This window comes from Dorea sp. 210702-DFI.3.125, assembly GCF_020560945.1.
GTDB lineage: Bacteria > Bacillota > Clostridia > Lachnospirales > Lachnospiraceae > Dorea > Dorea formicigenerans.
In genome coordinates this window covers 59,498-76,943 of record NZ_JAJCNF010000005.1, presented here as the reverse complement: position 1 = coordinate 76,943, position 17,446 = coordinate 59,498, and the positions used below count along the sequence as shown (strand labels likewise).

Sequence of the window (17,446 nt, the reverse complement as noted above, 5' to 3'; positions counted from 1 at the left end):
ATTTTATTCTGCATGATTATACATATTTATTGCATAATACATATTTTAACACGTTTCAGCTAAAACTCAAGTCCATTTTTATCCAAGCAGCATCTTAAATAGTGCTACCAGAATAATCAGTGCACCTAATATAATTCGATAATATCCAAATACTTTGAAATCATTCTTCTTGATATAGTTCATCAGGAACTTAATCGCAATAACAGACATTCCAAAAGAAACTACACAGCCAAGCATCAGGAATCCGAATTCTGCTGCTGTAAAGTGGAATCCGAATTTGATAAGCTTCAGTGCACTTGCTCCGAACATGACCGGAATTGCCAGGAAAAATGTGAACTCAGCTGCCACTTCTCTGGATACTCCGATGATCAGCGCGCCGACAATTGTTGCACCTGATCTTGAAGTTCCTGGTATCAGGGCCAGCATCTGGAAAGCACCGATCCACAACAGCATCTTAATATCCAGTTCAGAGATTCTGCGGACAGCCGGTTTTCTTCCTTCATTACGGTTTTCTACTATAATAAATAGTACACCATATACAATCAGCATCACAGCTACCGGAAGCGGCTTATAAAAAATCTTATCCAGAATATCATCGAAAAGCAATCCCACTACAGCGGCCGGTACACAGGCAATCAATACTTTGATCCACATCTGCCAGGTCAAAAGCTTCTGTTTTTGAGTCTTCTTTGGTGAAAACGGATTCAACTTATGAAAATACAGAACAACGACCGCCATAATAGCACCAAGCTGGATGACTACGTTGAACATCTCCATAAAAGCATCACTGAGTCCCGGTTTTAAAACATTCCCCACCAGAATCAGATGTCCTGTACTGCTGACCGGAAGCCACTCCGTGATTCCTTCCACGATTCCGAGCAAAATGACTTTCAATACGTCTAACATTAGTTACCCTCCTATTCAGTTTTTAATATGTATTTTTCTATGAATCTTGCCACGCCTTCTTCATCATTGGAATCTGTCAATCTGTCTGCTGCTGCCTTCACTTCCGGCATTCCATTCGCCATGGCAACTCCCATTCCGACTGTCTTAAGCATCATCGTATCATTGGATCCATCACCAAATGCCGCAATTTTCTCCCGACTGATCCCGAATATCTCGCCCAGTTTCAAAAGAGCCATCCCTTTATGGACACCTTCTGCATTGACCTCAATATTATTCTCCAATGCTCCGGTTGCTTCCACTCCTGTCACTTTACGGATACGCTTCCATGCTTCTTCCTTGTCAGTCTGGTATCGGAACAAAGCCTGTACTTTATCTGTCCCTCGATTCTCTGTCTCAAACTTCTCTTCTACACTTTCAACAGGGACACGAGTATTAAGAATATATTCGCCCATGGCCTTCGTCATGACATAGTCCTGAATATGGACAAGCTTCTCTTTCTCTGAGTAACCGATTCCATCGTAATACACATCTCGTAGTGTATCATAATCTGAGAAAATATCCAATATTTCGCGCGCTTTTTCTACCGAAATTAACATTTCTGATAAAACTTGTTCTGTTTTTGTCTCCAAAATTCTGGCACCATTGGCTGTCACTGCATATTTTATAAACGGAAGCTCCAGAAGTTCCTTTGGGAGTCCACATAATGGCCGTCCCGTCGCCGGTACCAGAATCACTCCCTGATCTGCCGCTGCCTCCAATGCTTTCTTCGTTCTCTCCGTCAGAATCTTGTCCGTTGTCAGAAGTGTTCCATCCAGGTCAAAACCAATCATCCTGATGTTCATCTCTTTTCGTCTCCCTTACTTTTTCAGCACTTTCATCATCTGTTTCTTTGATGGTACCTGTCCCGAAATAACAAGCTTTCCGTCAATCATGACAGACGGCGCTGTCATAACTCCAAGCTTTACAATCTCTACCAGATCTGCAACACGCTCAATCTTCGCGTCAATCCCAAGCTCCTCTACACACTCTGCTACAATTGCATTCGTCTTATCACAGTTCTCACATCCACTGCCGATTACTTTTATATTCATATCTGACTCCTCATCTCATCACATTCACTAAAAAAGGTCCACTGGACCTTTTTGTCGTATGCTTGGCAACTAAAAAAGGTACACCGGACCTTTTTGTCGTATGCTTGGCAACTAAAATTCCATCCTAGTTCTTCAGATCCATCGGAAGTCCGACACACTCATCCCACGCTTTCTTAATCTCCCGGATCAGTGCGATTCCAATCTTGGAGATAAATACAAGTTCTGACTTCTCCTGTTCTTCATATGGCGCATAATCCAGTTTCTTTCCAACTACATCGACCTTCTCCCAGCCTTCATTTTTTACCTTGAAAAAGCCTTTTGCTCGATAAACACTCGGCTCAATTCTCTCAAGGAAAGCTTCCAGTTTGTCTTTTTCAATCTCACCTGCAAAGTTCATGGAAAATGTCTTTGGCTTTGTCTCTGCTGAGTTGGTTGTCTCCTCGCATTCTGCCCATTGATACTTCATCAGATCCATATCATAAAATGAACGTTTAATATTGCCATTCTCACTCTCTGTAATTGGGCAGACCGGATTAATCTCCTGTACTTTTTCTTTAATCAATTCAATCTTCTCTCGATCCACAAGATCCACTTTTGTCAGTACTGCAAGGTTGCAGTGCTTTAACTGACGGTCGATAGTAATTTCATCCTCCAGCTGATCCAGAAAATTGTAGCAGTCCACCAGACAGATACAGCCACGGAAATCATATACTTCCCCAACCAGTACTTTTGTAGCTTCCAGAATCTCCTCCGCATTGGAAGGATCTCCAAAACCGGAACTTTCAACAAATACATATTCCAATCCTTGCTGTGACATCTTCGCAAGCGCATCGACAAAAGAAAGTCGCAGACAACTACAGAAAATAGATCCTCTATTCAGCTCTACCATGTGAATGTCATCATTCTGTAGTACTGTTCCGTCAATGCTGATTTTTCCAAGCTCATTCTGAATGACTCCTACTTTCATTCCTTCCATATTCTCTAAAAGATTCTTTAAAAGTGTTGTCTTTCCTGATCCCAAAAAACCTGTCAGAAAATATAATTTAATCTGATTCATTCTTCTCATTCTCCCTTTCTGTATTACAATTACAATTTAAAAGTCCCGCATAAGCTCCTGGTATCATAAGTCTTCCGACTGTCTTATACACATCATTTAAAACTTCTATATCCAGTGAATACTGCATCCACTTTCCTTCTTTTCTCGCTTTCACAATTCCAAGGTCACACATTACCTTCATATCATGAGATAACGTTGGCTGCGTGATGTGAAACTCTTCCAGAATCTTGCATGCACAAAGTTCCCCTTCGGAAAGCATATCTATAATTTTCAGACGCTTTGGGTTTGACATTACCTTAAATATACGGGCATATTTTGCATAATCTATCGTCACTTTATCATCCATTATCTAATCACCTTCCTGACTGTTCAAAAATCTTCTGGTATCTTTATCATAGCATATATCCAAATATATTAAACAGGTATCCTACAATGACAATTCCCATGCACACAATTCCGATAAATATTGCAAGTAGCTTTTTTTTGATTGCTTTTGACAACATCACCAGTGACGGGAATGAAATAGTCGTCACAGACATCATAAATGCCAGGATTGTTCCAAGCCCTGCCCCTTTTGCCAGCAGACTTTCTGCAACCGGTATTGTTCCAAAAATATCTGCATACATTGGTACTCCGACTACCGTTGCCAGCGGCACCGCATACCACTTCTGCTCTCCTAATATGCTTCGAACTATATGCTCCGGAATCAGATTGTGAATTGCCGCCCCAATTGCTACTCCAACAAAAATGTATGGTGCAACTTTCTTCACAGTGGATACCACCTGATTCTTTGCATAATTCATTCTGTCTCCTACCGTCAGCTTTGGGAATTCAATCTCCACATTCTGAGCTTGTCTGATGAACTCTTCCACCTGATCTTCCATATGAAGCTTCTCAATCAAAGTGCCTCCAACTACTGCCACAATCAGTCCTACTATCACATATACAAATGCAATTTTGCCACCGAACACACTCATAAGCAGAACCAGTGATCCAAGATCTACCATTGGAGAAGATATAAGAAATGAAAATGTCACTCCAAGTGGCAGTCCTGCACTTGTAAATCCCATAAAAATTGGGATTGAAGAACAGGAGCAGAACGGTGTCACCGTTCCAAGCAATGCCCCGATAATATTCGCCCAGATACCATGAAATCTTCCCATAATCTTCTTACTTCTCTCCGGCGGAAAATAACTCTGAATATAAGAAATCAGGAAAATAAGCACCGCCAGCAGTACAAAAATCTTAATCACATCATAAATAAAAAAATGTAAAAATTCACCGGGAAATCTACTCTCCCCCATTCCTGCCTTTACAAGCAGATTTCCTATGAGATCTTTCAGCCAGTGCATACCTAATATCTGGTTCTGAAAAAAATCCCAGCCTGTCTTAATCGCACCCATAACGTCTCCTTTTAAACATTAGATATTTCTATAAACAATTCATTATATAGAAATATAGAAATATCTCTATGTTTTAGTTTTATAAAAACCGGCACGAACTTTCGTACCGGTTTCGTTCTATTCACACTTTACATCATACATAGAAGTTTGTCAATATATCTTCTTATATATGCTTTATTATTTATTTTAATCAAATTATATATCAAATATTTTTATTGATAATCCATGACATCAATCCACTTCATCAGGAAATCCTTCTCCAGCTCATTGTTCTTCTCAAGCTGTGCTGCTGCAACAATCGGGAACCACTGCTGTACATACTGTTTCGCAGTGTCACTCTTCTTGCAGAACATAGTCAGATACATCTCTGCTGCCACACGGTTCTTCAGTGCGAACTGGAGGTAAGTAAGTGCCGCATCTGCGCTGGCATTCCCCTGGGTAACATGTGCCCAGTCTACAACTGTCAGCTTGCCGTCCTCGCCTACGATGACATTACTTGGATTAAAGTCTCCATGGCATACTTTTGTATGCTTCGGCATGCTCTCCAGACGTACCAGAAGCTCATATCTCTGGGTCGCATCCAGTTCTTTTAACTGATTGATCTGTTTTGCCAGTTTGTCTTTCAGTTTCGTAAGCATCGGAGCCGTCTTTGCGTGGATCTGAAGCTGAAGATCTACGAACTCTGCCATATATTTTTCCAGATTATCCGGATCCTTTTCCATGACTGTTTCCAGAGTCTCGCCTGCCTGACACTCAATAACAAGTGCCCATTTTTCATCGATCTGTGTGACCTCATCAAGCTTTGGAATATCCAGTCCTGCCTCCTCGACTCGAACTGTATTCAGCGCCTCATTAAAAACGGCTGACTTCGGGTGATCTTTTTCAAATATTTTTACAATCTTATCCCCGTCCTTGTAGACTTCCTTATAAGAACGTTTCACAATTAATTCCGGATTCGTAAGTTTCATCACATTTACCTCCTTACCAGCACTTTAAGTATAACTCTTTGATTTCTTTCATGAGTGGATATCTTGGGTTTGCTGCTGTACACTGATCGTTAAATGCCTGCTCCACCATGTCGTCCAGTGTGTCCATGAAATATTTCTCATCAATGCCGTACTCGTGAATGGACTTCTTAATACCGATTTTTTCTTTCAGCTCTTCCAGTTTTGCGATAAAGTTTTCAAATACTTCTGCATCGTCTTTTCCCTGGCAGCCTACAAAGCGGCCGATTTCAGCGTATCTTGCCAGTGCATGTGGATACTGATACTGTGAAAATGTTCCCATTTTTGTCGGTACTTCTGCAGCATTATATCTCATAACTTCTGTCAGGATCACTGCATTTGCAACTCCGTGTGGCAGGTGGTGGAATGCACCAAGTTTATGTGCCATGGAGTGGTTCAGTCCAAGGAATGCATTTGCAAATGCCATTCCTGCCATACAGGATGCGTTTGCCATCTTCTCTCTGGCCTCCGGATCATTTGCACCATTGTCGTATGCTCTCGGCAGATACTCAAATACTGCTTTTGCTGCCTTGAGGGCAAGTCCGTCTGTGTAATCCGTCGCCATAATAGATACATATGCCTCAATTGCATGAGTCATAACATCGATACCAGATGCACTGGTCAGTCCTTTTGGCTGAGTCATCATGTTATCTACATCTACAATTGCCATATTCGGAAGAAGCTCATAATCTGCAATTGGCCATTTTACACCTGTCTCGGCATCTGTAATAATAGCAAATGGTGTCACCTCGGAACCTGTTCCGGAAGAAGTCGGGATTGCTACAAAGTAAGCTTTCTCGCCCATTTTCGGGAAAGTGAATACACGCTTGCGGATATCCATGAAGTCCATGGCCATATCCTCAAAGTCAGCTTCCGGATGCTCATACATTACCCACATAATCTTTGCTGCGTCCATGGCAGATCCACCGCCAAGAGCAATGATCGTATCCGGCTCAAATGCGCGCATCTGATCCACACCTTTTTCAGCACACTGAAGTGTCGGATCCGGTGCCACCTCGAAGAAGCATGTGTGCTGGATTCCAAGCTCATCCAGTTTCTGCTCGATCGGAGCTACGTAACCATTCTTATATAAGAAGCTGTCTGTTACGATAAATGCTTTCTTTTTGTGCAGTACATTTCCAAGTTCATCAAGCGCTACCGGCATGCAGCCTTTCTTAAAGTATACCTTATCCGGAGTCCGAAACCAAAGCATATTTTCTCTCCTCTCTGCAACTGTTTTAATATTGATCAGGTGTTTTACACCTACATTTTCAGATACGGAGTTTCCTCCCCAGGAACCGCAGCCAAGTGTCAGTGACGGTGCCAGTTTGAAGTTGTAGAGATCTCCGATTCCTCCGTGAGAAGATGGTGTGTTGATCAGGATTCGACATGTCTTCATAGCTTCAGCATGTTTTGCAATTTTCTCTGTCTCAGCAGGATGTACATAAAGAGAAGCTGTGTGTCCATATCCTCCATCTGCTACAAGGCGCTCCGCTTTTTCAAGAGCTTCGTCAAATGTCTTCGCACGATACATTCCAAGTACCGGTGATAATTTTTCGTGTGCAAATTCCTCGGAAATGTCCACAGATTCTACTTCACCAATCAGAATCTTTGTATTTTCCGGGACTTCCACACCTGCAAGTTTTGCAATCTCATATGCAGATTTTCCAGGAATCTTATTATTCAATGCTCCATTTATAATAATCGTCTTACGAACCTTATCAAGCTCTTCTCCTTTTTTCAGGAAATAGCAGCCTCTGTATGCAAATTCTTTCTTTACTTCATCGTAAATGCTGTCCAGAACCGTTACGGACTGCTCAGATGCACAGATCATACCGTTGTCAAATGTTTTGGAATGAATGATGGAGTTAACTGCAAGTTTAATATCTGCTGTGTCATCAATAATAACCGGTGTATTTCCGGCTCCAACTCCAAGTGCCGGTTTTCCGGAAGAATAAGCTGCCTTTACCATTCCCGGACCACCTGTTGCAAGGATGATGTCAGATTCTTTCATGACCATATTGGTCAGTTCCAGTGACGGTGCATCGATCCAGCCAATGATTCCTTCCGGTGCTCCGGCTTTCACTGCTGCGTCCAGAACAATCTTTGCTGCTGCAATTGTAGAAGCTTTTGCTGCCGGATGCGGACTGATGATAATTGCATTTCTCGTCTTCAGACAGATCAATGTCTTAAAGATTGCTGTTGAAGTCGGGTTCGTTGTCGGAATAACTGCTGCCACAAGACCGATTGGCTCTGCGATTTTCTTAATTCCGAATGCTTTATCTTCCTCAATCACACCACAAGTCTTTGTGTCTTTGTATGCATTGTAAATATACTCTGCTGCATAGTGATTTTTGATTACTTTATCCTCAACAATACCGCGTCCGGTTTCCTCAACTGCCTGCTTTGCAAGTGGAATACGCATTTTGTTCGCTGCAACTGCTGCCGCATAAAAAATCTTGTCAACCTGCTCCTGTGTATAGGTGGCAAAGATTTTCTGCGCCTCGCGCATCGCCTGCATCTTCGCTTCCAACGCTTCCACATTGTCAACAAATACCGGTACAACATCTTTCTTCTTAGCCATCTGGATTCCCTCCTGTAAATAAAAAGTATGGATTATAGTTTGCTTGATTAGACGTCTTTTATTCTTTACATTCGGTAGTATAAATTATCGTTAATTATTTGTCAATATATAAATGATATTTTTTTAACATTATTGTTTATTTTTTGTCATATCCTGTGATAAATAGAATTGAAACAGGCATTGCGCACAGAAACTGAATATTTTTTGTTGATGCTGCGTCGCTTATTTTGAACTTTCTACGCAAACTCGCCTGATGAACAGGCTCAAACAATGCTCCGAAAGTTCAAGCTATGCTCGCATCAACTACAAAATAATTCAATGTTTCTGTGCGCACCGCCTGTTTTTCAGTTCTATTTCTCCCACTCAGTATGTAAAAAATAAACTGCTTGGAAGCAGGACGGCTTACGCCGAAAGTGCATTATGCAGGCTAAGCGGAAAGCCTGTAACATAGATACTATTTCACTATTTTTCCCCATCGATATATTCTAAAGTAGGCATTAGAAAAACGTGGAAGCTGCCCTCCACGTTCTTTCGTTTATTCCATATTTGTTTCTACTGTTATAATTTTATTCTCTTGATGTACATCGAAAATCAATGGATTCTCTTCTGCCCATTTTGGATCTTCTTTCTGGCGCTTGCACCATTTCTCATATGCTTCCAGAAACCTGTCATGAATCAGATATTCTGCCTCCAGTCTTGCATCGACTGCATCCTGAAACTCGCGATATGTCCCGAGCTGATATCGTTCTCCTTTAAAGCCGATTGTCACTCGATACTTTCCCGCTTTCGTCTTGTACACTCCACGGAAACCACTCGTACTGTCACATCGATTTTTCCGGTGCTTCAGCCATTCAACACAAGTTCCGTTCAATAAATGCAGCCGGTCATGCACGTTTTTTTCACACTCTTTCTTCAGGCATCCACAGCTTTTATAATTACCATATACAAGTCCACTAAGAGAAACATCTACTTCATTTCCGCATTCACACTTACAATGCCAATATACAGAGCCTCTCTTGTCACGTTTTTCTGTTGGATACAAGGCCGTCAGTCTTCCAAATTTCTGTCCACTCAGATCACGAATCACTGACATTTCTTTCTCCTGATAAATACTGCAAGAAAAAATACTGCGACTGCTATTGCTGCTATCGAACACCACAGTATGATATTCTGTGTATCTCCGGTTTTTACAATAGTATTTCCTTTCGCCGGGTTGTCTCCAGTATAAGAATTATGGAAAAATGCCTCTGCACTCTTTGTCCCATCTGGATTTTTTACAACAACTTGCGTATCAAGTCCTCCATTGTCTGCATTTGTCACATATACTGCCACCTTGTAGTTCGTCTCATCATAACTGAATTTATCCTTTTTATCAGATACTTGCTGTTTCAGATTATAATAGTAAACACCGGCATGTTCATAAGCAATTTCGATTACTTTTTTTTCATTATCTTTTAAAGTAAATGTATAAGTTCCTTCTGAAGTTTCCTCCGGCATCGGAGCTTTTGCCTCTTCACAGGTCATTATATATTGAAACTCCCGGTTCAATCCGTCCGGCACTTGATTCTTTATTTCAAATGTCTGGGACACTGGTATTTTTACAACAGTTTTTTGAGAGGCTGCCTCTGCCTTCACCGACAATCCCTGCAACAGAACTGCTATAAGAGCAATCCCTGCAACACATGCAGAAAATCTCCCCCTATTTTTTATATTTTCTGTTCTCCGGTTTCTTACCATTTATCTCCCCTCCCTTCTGTCTTTGTACTGCACGATTATCTACCGCCATACAATTCTTATGTTTCTTTCTGATATATCGAAGAGTAGCTGTAATCTCCAGCCCTATAAGTACACTTTCCAAAAGCACATACCACCAAAATGGAATTTGCTCAAGAAGGTTTCTTGCCGTCCCCTGCTGTTTTTCTGTCTCTCCTTCCGCAAACGTATCTGGATAAGTTTCATCTGAAATCACACCAATCAACACATCTCTGCCATTTGTAGTCTGTGAATTACAAGTAGATAAAGCTATAATCCGTACATTTTCATCTTCCACAGAAATGTTTAAATCCCGGTAATACAATGCCTGTTCCCGTACATATGATAAATACTTCGATTTTTCTGATTGATCTGCAATTCTGACATTGTAAATCATGTTGTCATATGCATCTGCTTTCACAAATGCGAAAAAATGCACACCATGATCCTGACCACTATAATATAGATTTCCATATTCATGTGTATTGAAATACATCTCATCCTCATAGTGACCAAGATCACCGAACATCAACTCTTTTTCCATATGATGTCCATAAATAATATTATTAAAATTGCTAAAATCCGGTGCGTTCATGCAATCCAGAAATAAACTTCCCGACAGTGCATATTCACCCATAACATCTGTATTCACATATTTTGAATTATCTTCTGCCTGCGTGAACGGATAATCAATTTTCGTTCCATATACATGCAGCCAGCCTATAACTTCCGGGTTTTGCGCCTGCAATTGTTCAAATGACACCGAGTCATCTTTTTCCGGCTTGTAGGTCTTGTATTTCTGCACAGAAGCCGCATCATAGACCTGTCTTGTGTCCCAAAATGCATACACGCCGTACAAAATCAGCAACATGGTGAATATCAGTACTACAAAATTGACGATCCGGTCTGCTATACGCACCAACATTTTTTAGCGATACTGTCTGCGTCTGTTGATCAGTACGAGTGCCACAAGAGCACATACTGCTGCAGCAGCAAGGACAACATATGGAAGGTTATTGATGATAACACCTGTAATCGGAGTGTCAGCATAAGCATTGGTAAATACGACACTGTTTGCCTTCTCGCCAATCAGCTTGTTATCTGCTGTAATTCCGTCAGCTTCGCTGGTCGCGTTAATTTGCTCTGCTATTCCACCATTCTCAACAACTGCTACACTTGGTGTATATCCATCTGTTGCTCCTGCTTCAGTAACGGTATATCTTGTTCCTGCTGCAATGTTGTCAAATGTGATTGTATCTCCGTCACACAGTTCTACATTTGCTGTTGCTTTACCATTATTATCAAATGTAAGTACTACATTCTGATGTGTTTCTTTACATTTGTCACCTTTTACAATTGTTCCTGTGTAGGAAGCTCTTGTATCTGTAGACGCTTTTGTCATGTTAATTGTAAAGTTGAAGTGTTTTGTTCTGTCTGCCTGAGTTCCTGTTACTTTCTTTTCAATTGTGAGACTGGAGTCTTTTACATATGTATTGTCAAAAGACATATCTGTTACTTTTGCTGTTCCATCGTTTGCAGTAATGCTGTCTACTTTTAAACCATCGCCATCATTTACTACATATACATTTACTGTGTAAGATTTTGTATCATATGTCATGCCGGCTACATTGCCTTTTACCTCGTTGACGGTAAATGTGTAAACACCTGCATGTGGATATTTTGTTTCATCTGCAAGTTCTGTTGTTGCTGCTTTCGATACAAGATCATTCGTCACCGTATCTGCTTTAAAAGCTGCTGTCGTAGTTTTTGTAACAGTTGTCGCATCTCCAGCGGTCTGAGTGATATTAAATGTAAATGTTGTATCTGGTACGGTAATTCCTTCTGCAATATGCAAATTCTTGGTAACACCTGCCTGTCCAACTGTTGGAACCTGTACCTCTTCTGCCATTACTGCTGTTCCAGCACATAAGCTCATTGTGAGCATTCCTGCCATAAGCATTCCTTTGATTTTTCCTGATTTCATTGTTTCTCCTCCTTAATATATCCTTGTATTTCATTTATAATAAAAAGCAATCTATTTTTCTTCCTGTCTTCAATCCTGCCTGCCAACAGATTGTTTCCTATCTGAAATTGTTGCCACCTATTTTATAAATTACGGCGGCGCATAATGGTCATAACATTTCCCTTGATTGTTGCTATGTCTACCGGTCCATATATCCGGCTGTCTCTTGCACTGCTTCTGTTATCACCCAATAAAAACACCTGATTTTTGCCTACTGTGACTGGGAATGTAATTCCTTCTGAGTATGGAAGTGTTTCCATATAAATGTCATCTTCCTGTTGTATATAGCCATTGACACTTAATCCTTCCTCTGTAATATCCACTACATCCCCCGCCCGCGCTACGATTCGTCGGAGTTCTGTCTCTTTCTCCTGCCTGATTACCACTACATCTCCAACCTGATAATCCTTTTTCAAACGATAATAAATTATCAGGTCTCCTTCTTTCATAGCCGGGGTCATGGAAGCATCTGGATTACGGCAGATGCCAAATAGAAATGTAAACATAACTACTGCCAAAGCCCCTATAATCAAAATCTTTAGCAGAAGATATCCGATATCCACAAGAAGCGGCACCGGTTGTCTTTCTTCCTGCATCTTAAAATCTTCTCCGTCTGTGGCCTGCCACACGCTTCATTTTCTGGCAGATGATCACATAGATGGATCCTGCTGCCGCCATCAATGCTGCCATCAAAATTCCTCCGGCAACCCAGTTGCCTGTGTCTACGCCACTTGTCGGAATATCTTTTGCAGTATTTGTTACAGTAACACTTTGGTCACGATTCATTGTTCCTGTCTTCTGATCATACTGAACATCGTATCCTTTGGAGCTGTCACTTGTCTCCTGAACTTCATATGTTGCTTGCGCTGGGATTCCAACAATCTTTATAGTTTCATTATCCTTTAATGAAACGGTTGCTTTTCCATCTGTAAATCTGATTTTTTCACCATCATCTATATCAAATTCACCGCTTACATTTTCTCCATTTTTATCCTTTAATGTAATGTCGATATCAAATGCCTTCGTCCGGTCTGCGTAATCATTTTCTTTCGTCAAAATCTTTGTAACGGAAAGCACATATGTATTCGGAGTATATGTATTTTCAAACCAGATTTCAGAAGTCGTCCGGTCTTGAATACTGACAGTCCCCGAAGCCTCCGGACTATCTGTTCCATCTACCTTTGTACTTACGGTATATCCATCTCTCTGTGCGGAATCTGCAACCTCACTTACGGTATAACTTCCAATTGGAACATTCTGTTCTACATATGTAGCCGTATAAGCCTGCTTTTCCTCGTTCCAGCTAAATCGATTCAGTGTAACAGTTTTTGTCGTATAAGCATTTGGTCCTTCTATTTTTACACCAACGGAATATTCTGTTGCTTCTTCCGGTGTCAATCCCTGAATTGTTTTTACAATCTTCAAATGTCCTGTATCCGGATTCGGCTGTGGAAGTTCCGATGTAAAATACACATTATCCAAATGGTTTCCAATCGTTCCTTTCAACTTCTTATCTGCACTAGAACTGGAATCATATGCGGTCGGTCCTGACACAAAGAAAAATCTGGTCAGATATTGTCCCTCTGGAACTTCATATGTTCCAGTATGCGTATACCATTTCTGATTATCATCTGTAATCTCCTGGACCGTTGCACCTTTATAAGTCTCATCTCCATTGTTTATAGCCTGAATAACCCTTTCAACATCTGCCTGATTGTTAATATTTTCTGCAAGTTTCGTCGGCATGATCAGGACGTACATGGTATCCTTGGCCGTCTTATCTCCTCTTGCCCGATGAGCCAGTCCCCAGTTCAATGTTGCCCCCGGTGTCGTCAGCACATCCTGATATAAAGAGCCAACTTCATTTGCATTCAGTTCTGCGAACTGTTCTCCATCGGCTGCCGCATCGACCTGATGATGCTTTTGAGACAACGCTTGATATGTATTTGCCCATATCCATCGGCTTTCTCTCTTATTAGGTGAAGCATTGACAATTTCTATCTTGTTATCAGAAGCTGTTGTTTTCCATACAATTCCTTGCGTATCACTTGTTATATACGGCTGGTAATTGCTATGATCACTACAAAGCGGCGTTTCAAAGCTTCCATTTTGAAGTGCTGAATAATAAGAAACCTGAGTTGTTGTTGACTCACCGGTCTTATTTCCCTGTTCATCATAAATTTCCACCTTGTAATATTTTCTTGCCCCACTATCAAGCGCTGCATTCAGACTTTTTCCATCTTCTGAAATGTTGTAGGAATCTCCGGTAATCTTACGGCTTACAACTTCTGTCCAGTTGCTTGTTCCGTTGTCACTTTTGAACCACTTATAACTGGCTGCAACGACGGATTCCGGAACATTCAATGTTCCCTGATCTTTGATATGATTCTCCAGTGAAAATGTTGTAATTGCCACTGGCATAATATCTTCCTGTACACTTCCCTCTGAGCTCTCACTCTCATCAGAAACCGTTGTCTTTGTCCATGTAAGTGCAAATGCAGAAACACTCTCGACGTCATATTTTGCTGTAATCACATTTCCGTCTACACTTATTTTTCCATCTGTGGCATCAGCAACTTTTTTCATCTGAAGTCCTGTCTCAGTTTTTACGAGCTGTTGTACTGCAATGGTATTCAGATCAACTTCTTCTGCCAGTGTTTTGGAATCAATCTGCAACTCAATAGCCACTTTTCCACCCGTCGGCTGACAGGCCCCGTTTTCATCTTCAAATGACATATCAAAAGCTTGAAATCCATCATATGCTGTCTCACCATCTGTCAGTGCTGTTTCCACCTCTTTATAATGTTCTGCTGTCTCCCCTTCGGATTTCAACGCCGTCACTGAAAATGTTACGTCCGCTGGCAATACCCCATTTGCGGCACTCGCTTTTACCGTAATTCCTTTCATTTGTTTTTCAGGAGTGAAAATCACATTTTCTCCACCCTGGTCACACTCTGTACTTGCTCCTGACTGAATCTTTACCACTGTGTCTTCTTCGGCAAATGCCTGTATTCCAGACATTCCCAGAAGCATCGACAAAGCAAGCACCACTGCCAGTACACGCAGTACTTTAGAATGTGTACAATATTTTCCCCTATTATTCATACTCTTCTCCTCCTTCTCTTTTTTAGGGAATGGTCTAAAACAGTTTTCCTGTCCTGCCCTTATATGCAAAAGCCTTATCACTACAGAATCTATATTCCGTGGTAATATTTTTACGTTCCACCCTTCCAGGAGTCTTCTTTGTTAAAATAAAAAGCATGAAAAGTCCCTCTTTCTGTTCGTCACATCACAGACAGGGATTATTTTTCATGCTTCAATTTATATTGGAGGAATTTCAACAGTATTTTAGTGATGTATTTTCATGTAAATATATTGACATTTACTAAATACAGGGGTAACATTATTAGTGTTAAAAATTTTTATATGTATTAGAGTTGGCTTTATTTACCACGGAATATAGATTCTGTGGTCTTTTTGTTTTTCTGCTCCATTTCTATTAACTTGTACGGGAAATTTCATTTTCTCCAGTATTTTTTCATAAGTATCTATCGTCTCCGCCACGTATATTCTGGTCGTTTCGATGCTGCTGTGTCCAAGTACATCTGCCAGATGTGCCAGATTCTGCTCTGTATGATAAAAAATCCTCGCAAATAAATGTCTCATATTGTGCGGAAATACTTTTTCCTTTTCCACACCTGCTTTTTCACATAATTTCTTCATTTCATGATAAATATTAGAACGATCTACCGCTTTCCCATTCCGTGTCCGGAATATATATCCTGATTCGATTTTATTTTTTTTACAATATTCTAATATATTTTTTCGGAGTTCATTTTGAAATTTTACAGACCTCGTTTTTCCTTTCAACGATATCTCAGCTTCACCTTGTTCCACGGATTCAACTGTAATAAATGGCAATTCACTGATCCTTATTCCCGTGCTTACAAGTACTTGCAAAAGCATATATAATCTCTGGTTACTCTTTTTCTGTGCCACTGTAAGAAGTCTTGAAAATTCTTCCGAAGATAGTTGCCTTTTCTCTGAGATAAATGCTTTTTTCTGAATCTTAAGGAAATGCATTTTTAATTCTGGTCTTTTGCTCCATGCAAAATATGCATTAATCGCTGAAATCTTAACATTTACTGAACGCACATTATAGTGTTCCTTTTCCAGATTCCTATATTCCACGAAAAGTTGTTTTTCCGGTACCCTCCCATCAAGAAATTCCATGAATTTTCTCACTTCCTGGCAATATCTTTGAATTGTGTTATCTGAGTGTTCCGTTTCATAAAGACTCTCTCCAAATTCTGTAATTTGTTTTTCTGTAATTATCTGAATTTTACTCTCCTCACATTTTCGCTGTTCTTCTTCCATTTGATTCCAAATTTTCCGTGCAACTGAATCTGTAAATTTCTCCATAATTTTCCCCATAATTATTTACCTCCCGTATGATAGTTTTGAATTTATTATTTTCAGGATTATAATTTTCCATGCCAAATTCCAGAAGCTTTATACTCCAATTTATCGTAACGTAAATATCCAAAAAAAGAGAATGTACCTGATATAGCACATTCTCTTACAGTTTATATATTCAATTTTACCGATTCATCTCACTATGATATCCGACTGTCTCGTGATCATGGATAATATTCTCTATCTCCTCACGATCCAATGACGGCATATCACCTGGGATAGTATTCTTGGCTGCACTGCTGGCATTTCCATAGCGAAGAGCACTTGCACACCCTCCGTCTTCTCTCAAAAGTCCATACAGAACTCCGGAACAATAAGCATCTCCGCTTCCGATACGATCTACAACTTCGATATTCTCGTATGGTTTCTCTTCATAGAATTTCTTCGCTTTTGCGTCGTAAATTACAGAAGTAAAGTTATGTATCTTTGGACTTAATACAGTACGCTGGGTGGATGCGATGACGGAGATTGGATATTCAGCTGCAAAGCTTTCCATGATCTCTTTTACATTGCCTTCTTTTCCAAATGTCAGTCTTGCAGTGTCTTCGGAGCAGAAGAAAATGTCTACATAAGGAAGGATTCCTTCAATACATTTTCTTGCTTCCTCTCCTGACCAGAGATTCAGGCGGAAGTTCACGTCAAATGAAATGAGTGTGCCTTTTTCTTTAAATCTCTTAATCATCTCTACTCCGGTCTTCCGACACTCTTCACTGAGCGCCAGAGTAATTCCGGAGGTATGAAAGCATCTGGTCGATTCATATATACTGTCATCAAATTCATCGATGTCAATTCTGGTCATGGACGAATGCTGTCTGTCATAGACCACGCCCGGTTTTCTCGGGTATGCTCCGTTCTCGTAGTAATACACGCCCAATCTTGCATCTTTTCCTGTATCGTATACCAGATAATCATCACTGACTCCACAGAATCGGATCTTATTCTTTGCGAACATACCGATACTACTGTCTGGAATTCTTGATATGATACCGGATCTCAGACCAAGAAGAGATACGCCGGAAGCTACGTTAAGTTCTGCGCCGCCAACCTGCTTCTGAAATGTCTCTCCACGTACGATACGCTCATTGTCCGGTGGGGACAGACGAAGCAGAATCTCTCCTAATGTCAGCAGATCAAATGCTTTTTTCTTCAT

16 protein-coding genes are annotated in these 17,446 nt (G+C 40.6%); all 16 read right to left on the bottom strand.

Annotation, left to right across the window (positions count from 1 at the left end):
• Nucleotides 1-78 precede the first annotated feature (78 nt).
• Nucleotides 79-906 (bottom strand): undecaprenyl-diphosphate phosphatase, encoded by an 828-nt coding sequence (locus tag LI164_RS04170; protein WP_005332295.1) that lies wholly within the window; start codon nt 904-906, stop codon nt 79-81.
• Nucleotides 907-917: 11 nt separating this feature from the next.
• A complete protein-coding gene (locus LI164_RS04165) occupies nt 918-1,748 on the bottom strand; it encodes an HAD family hydrolase (protein ID WP_117606539.1) in 831 nt (276 codons plus the stop codon).
• A 15-nt stretch (nt 1,749-1,763) separates the two neighbouring features.
• The gene (locus LI164_RS04160; protein ID WP_005332299.1) at nt 1,764-1,997 is read right to left on the bottom strand and encodes a thioredoxin family protein; all 234 of its coding nucleotides are present in this window, start codon (nt 1,995-1,997) and stop codon (nt 1,764-1,766) included.
• Between the two features lie 124 nt (nt 1,998-2,121).
• The gene (locus tag LI164_RS04155) at nt 2,122-3,054 is read right to left on the bottom strand and encodes a GTP-binding protein (RefSeq protein WP_117606538.1); all 933 of its coding nucleotides are present in this window, start codon (nt 3,052-3,054) and stop codon (nt 2,122-2,124) included.
• Nucleotides 3,041-3,400 carry a metalloregulator ArsR/SmtB family transcription factor gene (locus LI164_RS04150; RefSeq protein ID WP_117606537.1) on the bottom strand — a complete coding sequence of 120 codons (360 nt, stop codon included), beginning with the start codon at nt 3,398-3,400 and terminating at the stop codon, nt 3,041-3,043. Before LI164_RS04150 ends, LI164_RS04155 begins: the two co-directional genes overlap by 14 nt.
• A 46-nt stretch (nt 3,401-3,446) precedes the next feature.
• Nucleotides 3,447-4,457, bottom strand: a complete 1,011-nt coding sequence (locus LI164_RS04145; RefSeq protein ID WP_227086756.1) for a permease — start codon at nt 4,455-4,457, stop codon at nt 3,447-3,449.
• A gap of 212 nt (nt 4,458-4,669) precedes the next feature.
• Nucleotides 4,670-5,425 carry an aminoglycoside phosphotransferase family protein gene (locus LI164_RS04140; RefSeq protein WP_005338990.1) on the bottom strand — a complete coding sequence of 252 codons (756 nt, stop codon included), beginning with the start codon at nt 5,423-5,425 and terminating at the stop codon, nt 4,670-4,672.
• A 13-nt stretch (nt 5,426-5,438) separates the two neighbouring features.
• The gene (gene adhE, locus LI164_RS04135) at nt 5,439-8,045 is read right to left on the bottom strand and encodes a bifunctional acetaldehyde-CoA/alcohol dehydrogenase (RefSeq protein WP_227086755.1); all 2,607 of its coding nucleotides are present in this window, start codon (nt 8,043-8,045) and stop codon (nt 5,439-5,441) included.
• A 535-nt stretch (nt 8,046-8,580) separates the two neighbouring features.
• Nucleotides 8,581-9,138, bottom strand: coding sequence for a hypothetical protein (locus LI164_RS04130; protein ID WP_227086754.1), 558 nt, complete (start codon nt 9,136-9,138; stop codon nt 8,581-8,583).
• Nucleotides 9,129-9,782 carry an FctA domain-containing protein gene (locus LI164_RS04125; protein ID WP_227086753.1) on the bottom strand — a complete coding sequence of 218 codons (654 nt, stop codon included), beginning with the start codon at nt 9,780-9,782 and terminating at the stop codon, nt 9,129-9,131. The genes LI164_RS04130 and LI164_RS04125 overlap by 10 nt, the downstream gene beginning before the upstream one ends.
• The gene (gene srtB / locus LI164_RS04120; protein ID WP_227078535.1) at nt 9,745-10,722 is read right to left on the bottom strand and encodes a class B sortase; all 978 of its coding nucleotides are present in this window, start codon (nt 10,720-10,722) and stop codon (nt 9,745-9,747) included. Before srtB ends, LI164_RS04125 begins: the two co-directional genes overlap by 38 nt.
• A 3-nt stretch (nt 10,723-10,725) precedes the next feature.
• On the bottom strand, nt 10,726-11,781 hold the full coding sequence (locus LI164_RS04115) for an FctA domain-containing protein (RefSeq protein ID WP_227078536.1): 1,056 nt from the start codon (nt 11,779-11,781) through the stop codon (nt 10,726-10,728).
• Between the two features lie 122 nt (nt 11,782-11,903).
• On the bottom strand, nt 11,904-12,416 hold the full coding sequence (lepB, locus tag LI164_RS04110; protein ID WP_227085797.1) for a signal peptidase I: 513 nt from the start codon (nt 12,414-12,416) through the stop codon (nt 11,904-11,906).
• Between the two features lies 1 nt (nt 12,417).
• Nucleotides 12,418-14,925 (bottom strand): DUF5979 domain-containing protein, encoded by a 2,508-nt coding sequence (locus tag LI164_RS04105; protein WP_227086752.1) that lies wholly within the window; start codon nt 14,923-14,925, stop codon nt 12,418-12,420.
• A gap of 342 nt (nt 14,926-15,267) precedes the next feature.
• Nucleotides 15,268-16,254: a tyrosine-type recombinase/integrase gene (locus tag LI164_RS04100; protein WP_227078539.1), complete on the bottom strand. Its 987-nt coding sequence runs from the start codon at nt 16,252-16,254 to the stop codon at nt 15,268-15,270.
• A 166-nt stretch (nt 16,255-16,420) separates the two neighbouring features.
• Nucleotides 16,421-17,446, bottom strand: a complete 1,026-nt coding sequence (locus tag LI164_RS04095) for a sugar kinase (protein ID WP_005338993.1) — start codon at nt 17,444-17,446, stop codon at nt 16,421-16,423.

Coding starts and splice junctions, on each gene's coding strand:
- LI164_RS04170 (WP_005332295.1), bottom strand. CDS start 906: ATGTTAGACGTATTGAAAGTCATTTTGCTCGGAATCGTGGAAGGAATC.
- LI164_RS04165 (WP_117606539.1), bottom strand. CDS start 1,748: ATGAACATCAGGATGATTGGTTTTGACCTGGATGGAACACTTCTGACA.
- LI164_RS04160 (WP_005332299.1), bottom strand. CDS start 1,997: ATGAATATAAAAGTAATCGGCAGTGGATGTGAGAACTGTGATAAGACG.
- LI164_RS04155 (WP_117606538.1), bottom strand. CDS start 3,054: ATGAATCAGATTAAATTATATTTTCTGACAGGTTTTTTGGGATCAGGA.
- LI164_RS04150 (WP_117606537.1), bottom strand. CDS start 3,400: ATGGATGATAAAGTGACGATAGATTATGCAAAATATGCCCGTATATTT.
- LI164_RS04145 (WP_227086756.1), bottom strand. CDS start 4,457: ATGGGTGCGATTAAGACAGGCTGGGATTTTTTTCAGAACCAGATATTA.
- LI164_RS04140 (WP_005338990.1), bottom strand. CDS start 5,425: ATGAAACTTACGAATCCGGAATTAATTGTGAAACGTTCTTATAAGGAA.
- adhE (WP_227086755.1), bottom strand. CDS start 8,045: ATGGCTAAGAAGAAAGATGTTGTACCGGTATTTGTTGACAATGTGGAA.
- LI164_RS04130 (WP_227086754.1), bottom strand. CDS start 9,138: ATGTCAGTGATTCGTGATCTGAGTGGACAGAAATTTGGAAGACTGACG.
- LI164_RS04125 (WP_227086753.1), bottom strand. CDS start 9,782: ATGGTAAGAAACCGGAGAACAGAAAATATAAAAAATAGGGGGAGATTT.
- srtB (WP_227078535.1), bottom strand. CDS start 10,722: ATGTTGGTGCGTATAGCAGACCGGATCGTCAATTTTGTAGTACTGATA.
- LI164_RS04115 (WP_227078536.1), bottom strand. CDS start 11,781: ATGAAATCAGGAAAAATCAAAGGAATGCTTATGGCAGGAATGCTCACA.
- lepB (WP_227085797.1), bottom strand. CDS start 12,416: ATGCAGGAAGAAAGACAACCGGTGCCGCTTCTTGTGGATATCGGATAT.
- LI164_RS04105 (WP_227086752.1), bottom strand. CDS start 14,925: ATGAATAATAGGGGAAAATATTGTACACATTCTAAAGTACTGCGTGTA.
- LI164_RS04100 (WP_227078539.1), bottom strand. CDS start 16,254: ATGGGGAAAATTATGGAGAAATTTACAGATTCAGTTGCACGGAAAATT.
- LI164_RS04095 (WP_005338993.1), bottom strand. CDS start 17,446: ATGAAGAAAAAAGCATTTGATCTGCTGACATTAGGAGAGATTCTGCTT.